Source organism: Sphingomonas psychrotolerans, assembly GCF_002796605.1.
GTDB lineage: Bacteria > Pseudomonadota > Alphaproteobacteria > Sphingomonadales > Sphingomonadaceae > Sphingomonas > Sphingomonas psychrotolerans.
This window is the reverse complement of record NZ_CP024923.1, coordinates 1,435,766-1,449,872: the sequence shown is the minus strand read 5'-3', so window position 1 is coordinate 1,449,872 and position 14,107 is coordinate 1,435,766. Positions and strand designations below refer to the sequence as shown.

Sequence of the window (14,107 nt, the reverse complement as noted above, 5' to 3'; positions counted from 1 at the left end):
GAAACTCCAACGCAAATCGGCCGGCGGCGCTTTGAGCGACCGTCGGCTTCGGTGTAGGGGCGGAGATAGACATGCGGCCGGACATTCTCAATCCACTGTTCGCGGAGGTGACCGCGCTGAAGGGCATTGGCCCTGGGCTCGCCAAGCCGCTCGAGCGGCTGGGGCTGGCGCGAGCAGTGGATGTCGCGTTCCACCTGCCCACCGGGTTCATCGATCGGGTGCCGCGCGAAGAGCTCGACGCTGCGGATGCCGGGCGCATCATCGCGATCACGCTGACTGCTGTGAATTATCGCTTCGGCGGCAGCGCGCGGGCGCCGGCGCGGGTGCAGGCGGTCGACGCCAAGGGCAATTTTGTCAGCCTGGTGTTCTTCGGCGGCAATTCGGGCTGGGCGAAGAAGCTACTGCCGCTCAACGAGCCGCGCTTCGTCTCGGGCAAGCTCGAGACCTATGGGCAGGAGCTGCAGATCGTCCATCCCGATCTCGTGCTGCCGCTCGAAGAGGCGCAATCGGTCGGGCGCGAGGCGGTGTATCCGTGCTCCGAAGGGATCACGTCGAAGCGGATCGGCACGCTGGCAGGGCAGGCGCTGGAACGGGCGCCGGAACTGCCCGAATGGATCGAGCCGAGCCTGAAGGGGCAAAAGGGTTGGCCCGGATGGCGCGAGGCACTGGCGGCGATTCACGCCGATCCTGCCGATGCCAGGGCGCGCGAGCGACTCGCTTATGACGAGATCTTCGCCAACCAGCTCGCGCTGCTGCTGGTGCGCGGCGAGGCGCGGTCGAAGCGCGGGCGGCCGCTTGCCGGCGACGGCCGGCTGCGGGACGGACTGAAGCTGCCTTATACCCCGACGGGCGCGCAGGCGCGGACGATCCGCGAGATCGAAGGCGACATGGCGCAGGCCCAGCCGATGTTGCGGCTGCTCCAGGGCGATGTCGGATCGGGCAAGACTCTGGTCGCGACGATGGCGCTGCTGATCGCCGCCGAGGCGGGTGCGCAAGGGGCGATGTTGGCCCCGACCGAGATCCTCGCCCGGCAGCATTTCGAGACACTTACGCGTATGCTCTCCGGGCTGGATGTAAGCGTGGCGATCCTGACCGGGCGCGACAAGGGCAAGGTTCGCGAGGCGACCTTGATGGGGCTCGCCGACGGTTCGATCGATATCCTGGTGGGGACGCACGCGATCTTCCAGGAAGGCGTGCGCTACAAGGATCTCGGTCTCGTGGTGGTCGACGAACAGCATCGCTTCGGGGTGGCCGAACGTCTGATGCTCCAGTCCAAGGCGCAAGTGCCGCCGCATCTGCTGGTGATGACCGCGACGCCGATCCCGCGCACCCTTCAGCTCGCGACGCATGGCGAGATGGACGTCAGCCGACTCGACGAGATGCCGCCGGGGCGCGAGCCGATCGATACCAGCGTTATATCGGAGGACCGGCTGGGTGAGATCGTCGCAGCGCTCGGACGGCATCTCGACTCGGGCAAGCAGGCCTATTGGGTGTGCCCGCTGGTCGAAGAGAGCGAAAAGGTCGACCTCGCCGCCGCCGAACAGCGCGCGGCGGAGCTCCAGATGCGATACGGCGACAAGGTCGGGCTGGTGCACGGGCGGATGAAGGGACCCGAAAAGGATGCGGTGATGGCGCGCTTCGCTGGCGGCCATATCGGCGTGCTCGTGGCGACCACGGTGATCGAGGTCGGAGTCGACGTGCCCAATGCGACCTTGATCGTGATCGAGCATGCCGACCGTTTCGGGCTGGCCCAGCTCCACCAGTTGCGCGGCCGGGTCGGGCGGGGCGGGGGCAAGTCGCATTGCGTGCTGCTGCGCGGGAATGGCCTCAGCGAGACGTCCCGGGCCAGACTCGCGCTGATGCGCGACACCAATGACGGTTTCCTGATCGCCGAGCGCGACCTCGAATTGCGCGGCGGCGGCGAACTGCTCGGCACGCGGCAATCGGGCGAACAGACGTTCCGGCTGGCGACGCCCGAGATGATGCAGGCGCTGATCGTTGCGGCCAATGCCGATGCGCGATTGCTGGTGGACCAGGATCGCAGCCTTAAGACCCCACGGGGCGAAGCGGCGCGGACGGCGCTATATTTGTTCGAGCGGGATGCGGCGGTGGCGCTGCTGCGGGCGGGTTGAGGCTATTTCCCCTTCACCAGCACCGCGATGAGTTCGTAATAAGTGGCGAGATCGATCGCCGGGTCGAACTGGCAGCCGAGGCGGCCGCCCAGCGACCAGCGTATCTCGCCGCTCACCGGTCCCGCCACCGGTAGCACGATGCGCAGGCGATCGCCGGTCTCGAACGGCGTGTCGCAGCGCGCCATCAGGCCGTGCGGCGAGATGTTGACGATCAGGAAGGTGAGCTGGCGGGCATCGGGGCCATAAGCGCGCGCACGATAATGCACGTCATCGCGCATCTCCTGCCGGTCGTCGGCGATGGCCAGATTGCCGATGCTGAAACTCATACGCGCCTCGCTCAACCCTGGAGGGTAGGGTTGCCGTGATATCGGGCGCGTGTGAATTCGCTTCAAACGAAGCTGCTTAACAGGGACTTATCGTGCGTCTGTCAGGCAGAGACGAGCAGGCCGTGCTTCTTCTTGCCGAAGCTGATCTTGACCTGGCCCGTGACCGCCACGTTCGCCATCGGATCGCTCACCGGCTGGTCGGCGACCTTGATCGCTCCCTCGGCGATCTTGCGTCGCGCCTCGCCCTTGGACGCACACAGGCCAAGGCCGACCAGCGCATCGACGATAAGGATGCTGCCCCCGGGCACCGCGAAGCTCGGCAGCGCCTCGCCGGCGGCGCCTTCCTCGAAGGTCCGGCGCGCGGTCTCGGCGGCTTCCTGCGCAGCGGCGGATCCGCGGCACATCGCAGTCGCTTCGTTGGCGAGGATCTTCTTGGCCTCGTTGATCTCGGCACCTTCGAGCGCCTCCAGCCGGGCGATCTCGTCGAGCGGGAGATCGGTGAACAGCCGAAGGAAACGGCCGACGTCGCGATCATCGGTGTTCCGCCAGAACTGCCAATAATCATAATGCGAGAGCTGTTCGGGGTTGAGCCAGACCGCACCCGACATGGTCTTGCCCATCTTGCCGCCGTCCGCGGTGGTGATCAGCGGCGTGGTGACGCCGTAGACCTCGGTGCCGTCAACACGGCGCGACAGCTCGATGCCGTTGACGATATTCCCCCATTGATCCGAGCCGCCCATCTGCAGGCGGCAGGCCTGGCGGCGCGACAGCTCGAGGAAGTCGTACGCCTGGAGGATCATGTAGTTGAATTCGAGGAAGGACAGCGACTGCTCGCGATCGAGCCGCAGCTTGACCGAATCGAAGCTCAGCATCCGGTTGACCGAGAAATGCTGGCCGTAATCGCGCAGGAAAGGCAGATATTCGAGTGCGTCGAGCCATTCGGCATTGTCGAGCATCACGGCGTCGGCGGGGCCGTCGCCAAAGGTCAGGAAGTTCTCGAACACCGTCTTGATAGAGGCTATGTTGCTGGCAATTGTCTCTTCGGTCAGCAGCTTGCGGGCTTCGTCCTTGAAGCTGGGATCGCCGACCTTGCCGGTGCCGCCGCCCATCAGCACGATGGGCTTGTGGCCCGCTTGCTGGAGCCGGCGGAGCAGCATGATCTGGACGAGGCTGCCGACGTGGAGCGACGGCGCCGTCGGATCGAAGCCGATATAGCCGGGAACGACCTGGCGCGCGGCGAGGGCATCCAGCCCCTGAGGGTCGGTGACCTGGTGGATATAGCCGCGCGAAGAGAGCAGGCGGAGCAGTTCGGACTTATATTCGGTCATGATGCCGCGCCGCCTAGCATGGAGGAAGTGAATTGGGGAGAGGATTGGGCAATGGGACGCTGGTGCCGCATCCCGATTTCGCGCCGGTCGCGGTGCGCGGCATCGACGTGATGCTGGCATGCGGTGGCGACGGGCGCTGGCTGATCGAATTTCGGGTGCACGGGGCGGATGGCCTGGTGACTCCCGAGGCCGGGCCGCCGCGGCGCGCGAACGAATTATGGAAGCACACCTGCTTCGAGCTGTTCGTCAGGCCGGACGACGGCGAAGGCTATTACGAGTTCAACTTCTCGCCTTCGGGTGAATGGGCAGCCTATCGCTTCACCGGCTATCGCGCGGGGATGATCGATCTGCCGCTGGGCGTGCCGGCGATCGAATGGTGGGGCGGCGAGATGCGTGCGGCGGTCGACCTGTCCGCATTGCCCGATGGCGACTGGTGCATCGGCGTCACTGCGGTGATCGAGGAGGCCGGCGGTAAACGCTCTTTCTGGTCGCTCGCGCATCCGGGGGGGAAGCCCGACTTCCACCATGAGGCCAATTTCGCATGGGAGCTTCCCGCGGCGGCGCGGTGAGGCCATCGTAACCCGGCCGGTAAAGTGCGATGATCCGGCTTGCGTCGTGCCGCGACTCCCGGCACCTCGCTTTCCATGAAATTCGGTATCGATCGGCTGCTCGCCGAGCCTGAGCTGCGGAAGCCTCTGGAGGGCAAGCGCGTCGCGTTGCTCGCGCATCCCGCCTCGGTGACGGCAGACCTCACCCATTCGCTCGACGCGCTGGTGGCAAGCGGGCTCAACGTCTCCGCGGTGTTCGGGCCGCAGCACGGCGTGCGCGGCGACCTGCAGGACAATATGATGGAGTCACCCGACTTCACCGATCCGACCTATGGCATGCCGGTGTTCAGCCTGTACGGCGAGGTGCGCCGGCCGACCGGGCAGTCGATGGGGACGTTCGACGTCATCCTGATCGACCTGCAGGACGTCGGCTGCCGAATCTACACCTTCGTGACCACCTTGCTCTACCTGCTCGAAGCCGCAGCGGCGCACGGCAAGGAAGTATGGGTGCTCGATCGGCCCAACCCGGCGGGGCGGCCGATCGAGGGACTGACCTTGCTCCCCGGCTGGGAGAGCTTCGTCGGCGCGGGGCCGATGCCGATGCGGCACGGGATGACGCTGGGCGAGATGGGCGCGTGGTTCATCGATCACTTCAAGCTCGACGTTGGATATCGGGTGATCGAGATGGAGGGCTGGGCGCCCGAGGCGGCGCCCGGGTTCGGTTGGCCTGCCGAGCGGCCATGGATCAATCCAAGCCCCAATGCCGCCAACGTCAACATGGCGCGGGCCTATGCGGGCACAGTAATGCTCGAGGGTACCAATTTGTCCGAGGGGCGGGGGACGACACGGCCGCTCGAGCTGTTCGGGGCGCCGGACGTCGACGCAAAAGCCGTGATTGCCGAGATGCGCCGCTTCGCTCCCGATTGGCTGACAGGCTGTACGCTGCGCGACTTCTGGTTCCAGCCGACCTTCCACAAGCATGTCGGGCAGCTCTGCTCGGGAATATTCCTCCACGCCGAGGGGCCGGCTTATGACCACGAAGCGTTCAAGCCGTGGCGGCTGCAGGCTTTGGGGTTCAAGGCGATCCGCGCGCTCTACCCCGACTACGACCTGTGGCGCGATTTCCCCTACGAATATGTCTTCGACAAGCTGGCGATCGACGTGATCAATGGCGGTCCGGGCCTGCGCGAATGGGTCGACGGTGCGGACGCTCTGGCAGGCGATCTCGACGCGCTGACCCTGCCCGACGAGGCGGCGTGGGCCGAGGCGCGGCGGCCTTTCCTGCTATACTGATCTGCCCTTCCGCTTGCGGGAGGGGTCGGGGGAGGGGCCATCCGCAACCGACGTCCTCGATTTCCCCTCCCCTAACCCCTGCAAGCGGAAGGGGGACTTGCAGGATGCGCGGCAGCCGCTAACCACAAGATCATGCTGGCGGGGCTTATTTTTGCGATCGAGGAGGCGAACGACCGTCCCGGGACGCTCGTCGCGACGCTGCCGTTCGGCGGAATGACCTTGCTCGAATATCAGGTGCGGCTGCTCGTCGGCGCCGGTGCCGAACAGGTGCTGGTCGCGGTGGGACGGATGACTCCGGCGCTTCTCGCTGCGGTCGGCCGCGCCGGGCGGGGCGAAGTCGGCGTCGAGATCGTGCGATCGGCCGAGGAAGCCGCCGAAAAGATTGACGAAGGCGCGCGCGTGCTGGTGATGGCCGACGGGCTGGTCACCACCGATCCGGTGATGGACCGGATGGGGCATGAAGGCCCCGAGGCTTTGCTGGTCACCGATGATGCCGGTTCGCCCGCTGCGATCGAGCGGCTCGACATGCGCGACTGCTGGGCCGGCGTGGCTCGCATCTCGGTAGGCCAGCTCGGCCAGATCGCGCAGATGCCCGAGGATTATGATTTCCAGTCGGCGCTGCTCCGGGTCGCGGCGCAATCGGGCGCCGAACATATTCCACTAACCGCCAGCTGGCTGCGCAGCGGCCATGCCGTCGAACATAGCGCCGAGGGCCTCGCCGCGCGCAACACCGGGGTGCTTGCCGCGCTGACCGAGCGCCGCATCGACTGGGCGGATCGCTGGGTGTTCACGCGAATCGCGCGGATGGCGCTGCCCGAGCTGGTATCGCGCAATTTCCCCGCATGGGGATTGCTGGCGGTCGGCGGTCTGCTTGCGCTGCTTTCGTTCGCCGCGATCGGCTATAATTGGGAAGGCACCGGGCTGATCGCCTCGCTGCTTTCCGCCGCCGCACTGGCGACCGGCGGAGCGATGGCGGCGCTGCGCGGTGAGGAAAAGCGGGCGCGCGGCGTCGAATGGGCACTGCTGGTGCTGTTCGGCGGGGTTGCGCTTGGTTGCGGCTGGATGGAACGCGTGCGGCTCGACACCACGACGCCGCTGGTGCTCGCTCTGGTGGCGTTCGCGGCGCAATTGCTGATCGAGCGCGCGCCCTCGCGCCACCGGCGCTGGTGGGCGAGCCCCTCGGCGCATTTGCTGTTGCTGACGCCCTTCGCGCTGGCCGGGCTCGTTCAGTTCGGGCTGGCCGCCGTCGCGCTCTATGCGTTCCTGACGCTTGCCGCCGCGGTTGAGGGCACCCGCGAAAAAGCTTAGCTTCGCTTTAATCACATTCCGCTTATCAGGGGCCGATGTCGGATAACCCCGTCGACACAAACCCCGGCGCCAATGGCGGCGCCACCCCGCTGCTCGCCTCCGCGACGGCTGTGGAGGCGCGCGTCCCGCACGGACTGGCAGTGGCGATCGAGGATTTCTTCCTTCCCGACGAGGCACGACTCGATGAGCGGACGCGCGTTGCGCTGGCGCTGCTGCTGCGCGCGCTGATCGATACGATAGAGGCCGATATCCGCGAACATGGCGCGCAATTGCTGAGTTCGCGCGGCGAAAGCCGCCTGGCTGCATCGGTGTTGCGGACCGAGGCGGGGGTGTTCGAGCGATTGTTCCTTTCGGGGCTGCTGCGCGACTCTGCGCTGATGGCCGAATTGATGGCGCGGGTGCGGCAGGACGCGATCGCGGCAGCGCTGCCGATGAATGCTCCGGACGATCCGCGGCGACCGAGCCTCGTCAACCGATTCGTCCAGGATCCCGATCGCGCGCTCGCCAGCGGCGCGATGGCGGTGCTGGTCGCCGAAAGTCGGCGGCGTGGCGGTCCCGATGTGGCACAGCTCACCTACACCGATCTGCCCGCCGAGCTGCACCACCGACTGGTCTGGTGGGTCGCAGCGGCGCTGCGCGAACGCATCGGCGAGGTCGCCGATGGCGCGCTGCCGCTGCTCGACCGCGCGCTTTCGGATGCGGCCCAGCGCAGCCTCGCTTCCTATGACGAGGGCGGCCGGCTCGAAGCGGCCGCGATGCGCTTCGCCGCGGCGATCGACGCCCCCGCCGGCGAATTGCCGCAGCTGCTCGTCGAGGCGCTGGGTGACCGGCGCATGGTGTTGTTCATCGCGCTGTTCGCGCACGGATTGGGCGTCGGCTATCCGCTCGCGCGCGAGATCGTGCTCGATTCCACCACCGACCGGCTGTGGCTGGCGCTCCGCGCGCTCGATCTCGACCGTGAGACGGTCGCCCAGATTGGGTTCGCACTGTGCGAGGCCGATCCGCGCCGCGATGTCGAGCGTTTTGCCGACCGGCTCGATGCGATCCTCGCCATCCCCGTCGACGATGCGCGTGCGGCGATCGCGCCGCTGCGGCTCGATCCCGATTATCGCGCAGCGATGCTGGCGCTGGCCGTCACGAGGGCCGCGGCATGAACGCACTCGATCGCGCACTTCCCGTCGCTTGCGGGCGACTCGATCGCGAGGGGCGTCTGATCGACGCCGAGCCGCGGCTGTCCGAACTCAACCAGCGGGCCGGCGGGGAGCCCGGCGCGCCGCTGGCGGTGCCGCAGATCGCCACGCTGGCGCGGCTCGCCCAGCGGCTCGGCATCGCGATCTCGCGTAACGTCGTTGCGGCGGACGGTGAGGACGATCTCGATCTTTGGGTGCGCGCCGAGCCAGAGGACGGCGGGGTGCGGCTCGAAGTGAGCGGCTGGCGCCAACGTCCGGCGTGGCGTGCGACCGCGAGCGAGTTCGAGCGCGAGGGCGACTTCTTCCGTTCGGCGGCCGACTGGCTGTGGGAGACCGACGCGTCGCTGCGCATCACCTTCCTCTCGATCGAGGCGGGCGATCGCTATGGTTTCGATTCGAGCGCGATGCTCGGCCAGCCGCTGACCCGGCTGTTCCGGCTCGAGCAGGACGAGAGCGGCAATCTGCCGATTCTCGACGCGGTGGCGGCGCAGGCGCAGTTCGATGGCCAGAAGGCCGAGATCCGCGGCACGGGGCGGATGGCGCGGCTGGCTGCGACGCCACGCAGCGATCCCGGCGGGCGCTTTGCCGGCTTCGTCGGCGCGACGCACATGCTCGAGGCGCCACTGCCGGGCGAACCCGGCCCCGACGCACCGCTGCCGGCGCCCGCGGCGGCGTTTGGCGGCTTTCCCGATTCGTTCAGTCAGCGGCTGGATCGCGCGCTGCGCGGTCCGCTGGGCAAGATCATCGCCAATGCCGACAGCATCAGTGCGCAGCTGGATGGGCCGCTCAAGGCCGATTATGCCGAATATGCCAGCGACATCGCCAATGCCGGGCGGCACCTGCTCGGGCTGGTCGAGGATCTCGTCGACCTGCAGGCGATCGAGCGCGACGATTTCGCGATCGGGCTCGAGCCGATCGACCTCGCCGACGTGGCGCGGCGGGCGTCGGGGCTACTCGGGGTGCGCGCGGCGCAATCCGAAGTGCGGATCGACAAGCCACCGATGGACGAACACTTGCCCGTAACCGGCGAATTCCGCCGCGCGCTGCAGGTGCTGGTCAACCTGATCGGCAACGCCGTGCGCTATTCCCCCCCCGGCGCCATGGTCTGGATCCGACTCGAGCGCGACGGCGACAAAGGCTGCGTTATCGTCGCCGATCAGGGCAAGGGCATCGCGCCCGAGGACCAGGAACGGATTTTCGAAAAGTTCGGCCGGGTCGACGACAGCGAGCCGGGCGGGTCTGGCCTCGGGCTCTACATCGCACGGCGGCTGGCGCGAGCGATGGGCGGCGACCTGACTGTCGACAGCGCGCCGGGCATGGGCGCGCGGTTCCTGTTCTCGCTGCCCTGGCGGGAGTGACGTAAAAGGGATTGGGCGCCCACCATTCGGCAGGCGCCCGGTCTTCCTAGCGGCGGCGGCAGACCGTCACGCGGTGGCCGCGGCGCCATTCGTTCCAGCAGACCCGGCGTGCGCGGTGGCCGCGATAATAGCGCCCGCGATCGTAGCCACGTCCGCGGTCCCAGTGGCGATCGCGGCGGTCGCGGCGGTCCCAGCGATTGCGGTCTCCGCGATAGCGCCGGTCTTCCCGATAGCGGCGGTCGTTGCGATCGCCGTAGCCATAGTCCTGCGCGACCGCGCTGGCACCGACGACGGCAATCGGAGCCGCACTGGCGGCAGTGGTGGTGCCGGCTATCCCCGTGAACGCGAGCACGGCGGCGGCGATGATCTTGGCAATCCTCATCTTGGCTCTCCTGGTTTGTTCCGCAGTGAGGAGAGACTAAGCGGGGCGAGGCTTCCCGTTGCTGAATCGAGTTGTAGTCTCCGGTACAGATTCGACGCCCCACAGGGCGGAAGCTGGCCGGCGGCATTAGAAGTGCTTATGGCTTTGCGATGGTCCGCCCGCACTTGCCGCTCAATGCCCTACGCGCGTTCGAGGCGTCGGCGCGGCACCTTTCCTTCACCCGCGCCGCGATCGAATTGTGCGTGACGCAGGCAGCGGTCAGCCATCAGGTCAAGGCACTCGAACTACGGCTGGGGGTACAGCTGTTTCGCCGGTTGCCACGGGGCCTGGCCTTGACCGACGAGGGGCTGGCGCTCCAGCCGGCGCTGGCGGAGAGCTTTGATCGCATCGCCGAACTGGTCGAAGGGATCGCCAGCGGCGAGGCGACGCAATTGCTCTCGGTGGCGGCGGTGGGGACCTTCGCTACCGGCTGGCTGCTGCCGCGGCTGCCGGCATTTCGTGCGGCGCATCCTCGAGTCGATTTGCGGCTGTTCACCAACAATAATCGAGTCGATCTGGCGGGCGAGGGGCTCGATCTTGCGATCCGCTTCGGCGACGGCGCGTGGCACGCGACCGAGACGGTAGCGCTAATGGAGGCGCCGCTGACCCCGCTCTGCACCCCGGCGCTGGCGCGGAGACTTGCAAATCCGTGCGATCTGCTCGCCGAGCCGCTGTTGCGTTCCTACCGCGCCGACGAGTGGCAGCGCTGGTTCGAGGCGGCGGGCGTCGTGGCACCGACGCTGAAGGGGCCGGTATTCGATTCGTCGCTGGCGATGGCAGAGGCGGCGATGCAGGGCGCCGGCGTGGCGCTTGCGCCCGCGTCGATGCTGGGCCGGGCGATTGATGACGGATCGCTGGTGCGGCCGTTCGCGGTGGAAGTGGCGACCGGGCGCTATTGGCTGACCTGGCTCAAGTCGCGCGTACCGAGCCCGGCAATGATGGCGTTTCAGACGTGGGTCGCCGCGGAGGCGGGGCACTGAGCCGATTGCGCCGTCGGGACGGCCTCGGCATATTTAGGCCATGACGGGCCAATTCGAAAGCGTGGACGCCTATCTCGCCGCACAGGCGGGGCCGGGCCGAGATTATGCAGAGCGACTCCGCGCGATCGTTCGCGCCGCGGCGCCCGGCCTGAAGGAGGCAATCAAATACGACATGCCCGCCTTCCAGCTCGGCGGCCGGTCGTTCCTATATTGCGCTGTCTGGCAGAAGCATCTGGGCGTCTATCCGGTCTATCGCGGCGACACCGATTTCGAAGCCCGGTTGGGGCGGTATCGGGCAAAAAAAGACACGGTCCAGTTTCTCTACGCCGAACCGTTGCCCGAGGATCTGGTAATGGAAATTGCACAGGCGCAGGCTCGCTCCATCACCCCGGGTCCGGGATGACGGAGCGGATGCGTTCGCCTCAGCGCTGGTCGACGGGAACGTAATCGCGCTGGGTGGGGCCGGTATAGAGCTGGCGCGGACGACCGATCTTCTGCTCGGGGTCCGAGATCATTTCGTTCCACTGTGCGACCCAGCCGACGGTACGGGCGAGCGCGAACAATGCCGTGAACATCGTTGTCGGGAAGCCGATCGCCGAGAGGATCACGCCCGAATAGAAATCGACGTTGGGAAACAGCTTCTTCTCGATGAAATACGGGTCCTTGAGCGCCATTTCTTCTAGCTGAATCGCGACCTCGAACACCGGGTCCGAGACGTTCAATTCCTTGAACACTTCGCGCACGGTCTTCTGCATCACCGTCGCGCGCGGATCGTAATTCTTGTAGACGCGGTGGCCGAAGCCCATGAGGCGGAACGGATCGTTCTTGTCCTTGGCACGCGCGATGAATTCCGGGATCCGCTCGGGACGACCGATCTCATGAAGCATGTTGAGCGCCGCTTCGTTGGCGCCGCCATGCGCCGGGCCCCAGAGGCAGGCGATGCCCGCGGCGATGCATGCGAAGGGGTTGGCGCCCGACGAGCCGGCGAGGCGCACGGTCGAGGTCGAGGCGTTCTGCTCGTGATCGGCGTGGAGGATGAAGATGCGGTCGAGCGCCTTTTCCACCACCGGGTTGACGACATATTCCTCGGCGGGGACGCCGAAGGTCATCCGCAGGAAGTTGCCGGTATAGGACAGGCGATTGTCGGGATAGAGGAACGGCTGGCCGACGCTGTACTTGTACGCCATCGCCGCGATTGTCGGCATCTTGGCGATCAGCCGGTGCGACGCGATCATGCGCTGCTTCGGATCGGTAATGTCGGTTGAATCATGATAGAAGGCCGAGAGCGCGCCGGCGACGCCGCACATCACCGCCATGGGATGCGCATCGCGACGGAAGCCGCGATAAAAGGTCGCGAGCTGCTCGTGCAGCATCGTGTGGCGGGTGATCGTGGTGTTGAATTTGGTGAGCTCTTCCGCGCCCGGCAACTCGCCGTTCAGCAGGAGGTAGGCGACTTCCATGAAGCTGGACTGCTCGGCGAGTTGGCCGATCGGATAGCCGCGATGGAGCAGGATGCCCTCGTCGCCGTCGATATAGGTCAGGCCCGATTCGCACGACGCGGTGGAGGTGAAGCCGGGATCGTAGGTGAATTTGCCGGTCTGGGCATAGAGCTTGCGGATATCGACGACGTCGGGGCCGACGCTGCCCGTGAGGATCGGGTATTCGACTTCCTTACCCGGAACCTGAAGCTTCGCGGTATCGCTCATACACGTCGTCCTTGTCTGGCCCGGATCAGGCGGGCTTGGTCATTTGATCGGCGATACGGGCCAAGCTCTCCTCCCGCCCCAGCAACGCCAGAACGTCGAAGATGCCCGGAGAGGTTCGTCGCCCGACCAAAGCCGCGCGCAAAGGTTGCGCGACGGCGCCGAGCTTGACCCCCGCATCGTCGGCGACGGTGCGTACCGCCGCTTCGAGCGCTTCCGTATCCCAGCTTCCGGCCGCGTCAAGCGCGGTGTGCACCGCAGCAAGAAGCGCGAGGGCATCGCCCTCCAGCAAAGCTCTGGCGCCTTCGTCCATATCGAGCGGACGGGTCCGGAAAAGGAACATCGCACCGTCGGCTATCTCGTTGAGATTTGCGGCGCGTGGCTTGAGCGAGGGCATTGCCGCTTCGAGCAGCGTCGATTGCGCTTCCGAAAGTTGGAAGGGCAGGCGCTTGGCCACCAGTTCGGCGAGGCGCGAATCGTCGGTCGAGCGGATATAATGACCGTTGAGATTCTCGAGCTTCTTCAAGTCGAAGCGCGAGGGGCTCTTGCCGACGCCGGCCAGATCGAACCATTCGACTGCCTGCTCGCGGCTGATGATCTCGTCGTCGCCATGCCCCCAGCCGAGGCGAAGCAGATAGTTCGACACCGCTTCGGGCAGCAGGCCGAGCTCGTCGCGATAGGCGTCGACGCCCAACGCACCGTGGCGTTTGGAGAGCTTGGCGCCGTCCGCGCCGTGGATCAGCGGAATGTGCGCGTAGGTCGGCTCTTCCCAGCCCATCGCGCGATAGATCGGCAGCTGGCGGAAAGCGTTGTTGAGGTGATCGTCGCCGCGGATGACATGGGTGACGCCCATGTCGTGATCGTCGACTACCACTGCGAGCATATAGGTTGGCGTGCCGTCCGAGCGGAGCAGGACCATATCGTCGAGCTCGCTGTTGTTGACGGTGACCGCGCCCTGGACCTGATCCTGGATCGTGACGCTGCCTTGGCGCGGCGCCTTCAGACGAACGACGAAGGGGGCGCTTTCGGGGGCTTCGCTCGCGTCGCGGTCGCGCCAGCGACCGTCATAGCGCAACGGCTGTTTGTTGGCGCGCTGTTCGGCGCGCATCGCCTCAAGCTCCTCGGCGGTAGCGAAGCATTTATAGGCGTGGCCATTGGCCAGCATCTCCTGGGCGACCTCGGCATGCCGCGCCGCGCGCGAGAATTGGTAGACCTCGTCGCCGTCCCAATCGAGCCCGAGCCAGCGCATCCCGTCGAGAATTGCCGCGATCGCCGACTCGGTCGAGCGCGCGCGGTCGGTATCTTCGATGCGCAGCAGGAACTTCCCGCCATGATGACGGGCGAACAGCAGGTTGAACAACGCCGTGCGCGCGCCCCCGATATGGAGGTACCCGGTAGGCGAAGGCGCGAAGCGCGTGACGACGGCCTTGCCGGCGCCGGTTTCCGTTGTTGCGCTCAACCGCGCGTGCTCCCAGACTTGAAAATCGATGGCCAGCTCAGCCGCCGAGGCCCCTAGCACG

At 66.6% G+C, this 14,107-nt stretch carries 13 protein-coding genes; 8 read left to right on the top strand and 5 right to left on the bottom strand.

Annotation, left to right across the window (positions count from 1 at the left end; all coding sequences use genetic code 11):
* The first annotated feature begins 71 nt into the window (after positions 1 to 71).
* Entirely contained in the window at positions 72 to 2,132 is a 2,061-nt protein-coding gene (recG, locus tag CVN68_RS06440; RefSeq protein WP_100281461.1) for an ATP-dependent DNA helicase RecG, read from the top strand.
* 2 nt (positions 2,133 to 2,134) lie between these two features.
* Here recG and CVN68_RS06435 read toward each other — a convergent pair whose 3' ends face one another.
* Positions 2,135 to 2,458 (bottom strand): PilZ domain-containing protein, encoded by a 324-nt coding sequence (locus tag CVN68_RS06435; protein ID WP_100281460.1) that lies wholly within the window; start codon positions 2,456 to 2,458, stop codon positions 2,135 to 2,137.
* A 101-nt stretch (positions 2,459 to 2,559) separates the two neighbouring features.
* A complete protein-coding gene (tyrS, locus tag CVN68_RS06430) occupies positions 2,560 to 3,786 on the bottom strand; it encodes a tyrosine--tRNA ligase (protein WP_100281459.1) in 1,227 nt (408 codons plus the stop codon).
* 32 nt (positions 3,787 to 3,818) lie between these two features.
* Between tyrS and CVN68_RS06425 the strand changes: the two genes are divergently transcribed.
* The 5 genes from CVN68_RS06425 (at position 3,819) to CVN68_RS06405 (ending at position 9,483) form a co-directional block, all read left to right on the top strand.
* Positions 3,819 to 4,355, top strand: a complete 537-nt coding sequence (locus CVN68_RS06425; RefSeq protein ID WP_158298766.1) for a DOMON-like domain-containing protein — start codon at positions 3,819 to 3,821, stop codon at positions 4,353 to 4,355.
* Between the two features lie 75 nt (positions 4,356 to 4,430).
* Positions 4,431 to 5,627 (top strand): exo-beta-N-acetylmuramidase NamZ family protein, encoded by a 1,197-nt coding sequence (locus tag CVN68_RS06420; protein WP_100281457.1) that lies wholly within the window; start codon positions 4,431 to 4,433, stop codon positions 5,625 to 5,627.
* Positions 5,628 to 5,759: 132 nt separating this feature from the next.
* On the top strand, positions 5,760 to 6,935 hold the full coding sequence (locus tag CVN68_RS06415; protein ID WP_100281456.1) for a hypothetical protein: 1,176 nt from the start codon (positions 5,760 to 5,762) through the stop codon (positions 6,933 to 6,935).
* A gap of 35 nt (positions 6,936 to 6,970) precedes the next feature.
* On the top strand, positions 6,971 to 8,089 hold the full coding sequence (locus CVN68_RS06410; protein ID WP_100281455.1) for a DUF2336 domain-containing protein: 1,119 nt from the start codon (positions 6,971 to 6,973) through the stop codon (positions 8,087 to 8,089).
* A complete protein-coding gene (locus CVN68_RS06405; RefSeq protein WP_100281454.1) occupies positions 8,086 to 9,483 on the top strand; it encodes a sensor histidine kinase in 1,398 nt (465 codons plus the stop codon). The genes CVN68_RS06410 and CVN68_RS06405 overlap by 4 nt, the downstream gene beginning before the upstream one ends.
* A gap of 46 nt (positions 9,484 to 9,529) precedes the next feature.
* Here CVN68_RS06405 and CVN68_RS06400 read toward each other — a convergent pair whose 3' ends face one another.
* Positions 9,530 to 9,865 (bottom strand): hypothetical protein, encoded by a 336-nt coding sequence (locus CVN68_RS06400; protein WP_100281453.1) that lies wholly within the window; start codon positions 9,863 to 9,865, stop codon positions 9,530 to 9,532.
* Between the two features lie 149 nt (positions 9,866 to 10,014).
* Between CVN68_RS06400 and CVN68_RS06395 the strand changes: the two genes are divergently transcribed.
* Positions 10,015 to 10,884: a LysR family transcriptional regulator gene (locus CVN68_RS06395; protein WP_100281452.1), complete on the top strand. Its 870-nt coding sequence runs from the start codon at positions 10,015 to 10,017 to the stop codon at positions 10,882 to 10,884.
* Positions 10,885 to 10,924: 40 nt separating this feature from the next.
* On the top strand, positions 10,925 to 11,287 hold the full coding sequence (locus CVN68_RS06390) for an iron chaperone (protein WP_100281451.1): 363 nt from the start codon (positions 10,925 to 10,927) through the stop codon (positions 11,285 to 11,287).
* Between the two features lie 19 nt (positions 11,288 to 11,306).
* Here the strand turns inward: CVN68_RS06390 and CVN68_RS06385 are convergent, their stop codons facing one another.
* Positions 11,307 to 12,590, bottom strand: coding sequence for a citrate synthase (locus CVN68_RS06385; RefSeq protein WP_100281450.1), 1,284 nt, complete (start codon positions 12,588 to 12,590; stop codon positions 11,307 to 11,309).
* A 25-nt stretch (positions 12,591 to 12,615) separates the two neighbouring features.
* A complete protein-coding gene (gene gltX / locus CVN68_RS06380) occupies positions 12,616 to 14,046 on the bottom strand; it encodes a glutamate--tRNA ligase (RefSeq protein ID WP_100284250.1) in 1,431 nt (476 codons plus the stop codon).
* Between the last annotated feature and the right edge of the window lie 61 nt (positions 14,047 to 14,107).

Bases quoted from the DNA above. Each gene is read 5' to 3' on its own strand.
- tyrS (WP_100281459.1), bottom strand. From the start codon at position 3,786: ATGACCGAATATAAGTCCGAACTGCTCCGCCTGCTCTCTTCGCGCGGC.
- CVN68_RS06405 (WP_100281454.1), top strand. From the start codon at position 8,086: ATGAACGCACTCGATCGCGCACTTCCCGTCGCTTGCGGGCGACTCGAT.
- CVN68_RS06420 (WP_100281457.1), top strand. From the start codon at position 4,431: ATGAAATTCGGTATCGATCGGCTGCTCGCCGAGCCTGAGCTGCGGAAG.
- CVN68_RS06410 (WP_100281455.1), top strand. From the start codon at position 6,971: ATGTCGGATAACCCCGTCGACACAAACCCCGGCGCCAATGGCGGCGCC.
- CVN68_RS06395 (WP_100281452.1), top strand. From the start codon at position 10,015: ATGGTCCGCCCGCACTTGCCGCTCAATGCCCTACGCGCGTTCGAGGCG.
- recG (WP_100281461.1), top strand. From the start codon at position 72: ATGCGGCCGGACATTCTCAATCCACTGTTCGCGGAGGTGACCGCGCTG.
- CVN68_RS06435 (WP_100281460.1), bottom strand. From the start codon at position 2,458: ATGAGTTTCAGCATCGGCAATCTGGCCATCGCCGACGACCGGCAGGAG.
- CVN68_RS06385 (WP_100281450.1), bottom strand. From the start codon at position 12,590: ATGAGCGATACCGCGAAGCTTCAGGTTCCGGGTAAGGAAGTCGAATAC.
- CVN68_RS06415 (WP_100281456.1), top strand. From the start codon at position 5,760: ATGCTGGCGGGGCTTATTTTTGCGATCGAGGAGGCGAACGACCGTCCC.
- CVN68_RS06400 (WP_100281453.1), bottom strand. From the start codon at position 9,865: ATGAGGATTGCCAAGATCATCGCCGCCGCCGTGCTCGCGTTCACGGGG.
- CVN68_RS06390 (WP_100281451.1), top strand. From the start codon at position 10,925: ATGACGGGCCAATTCGAAAGCGTGGACGCCTATCTCGCCGCACAGGCG.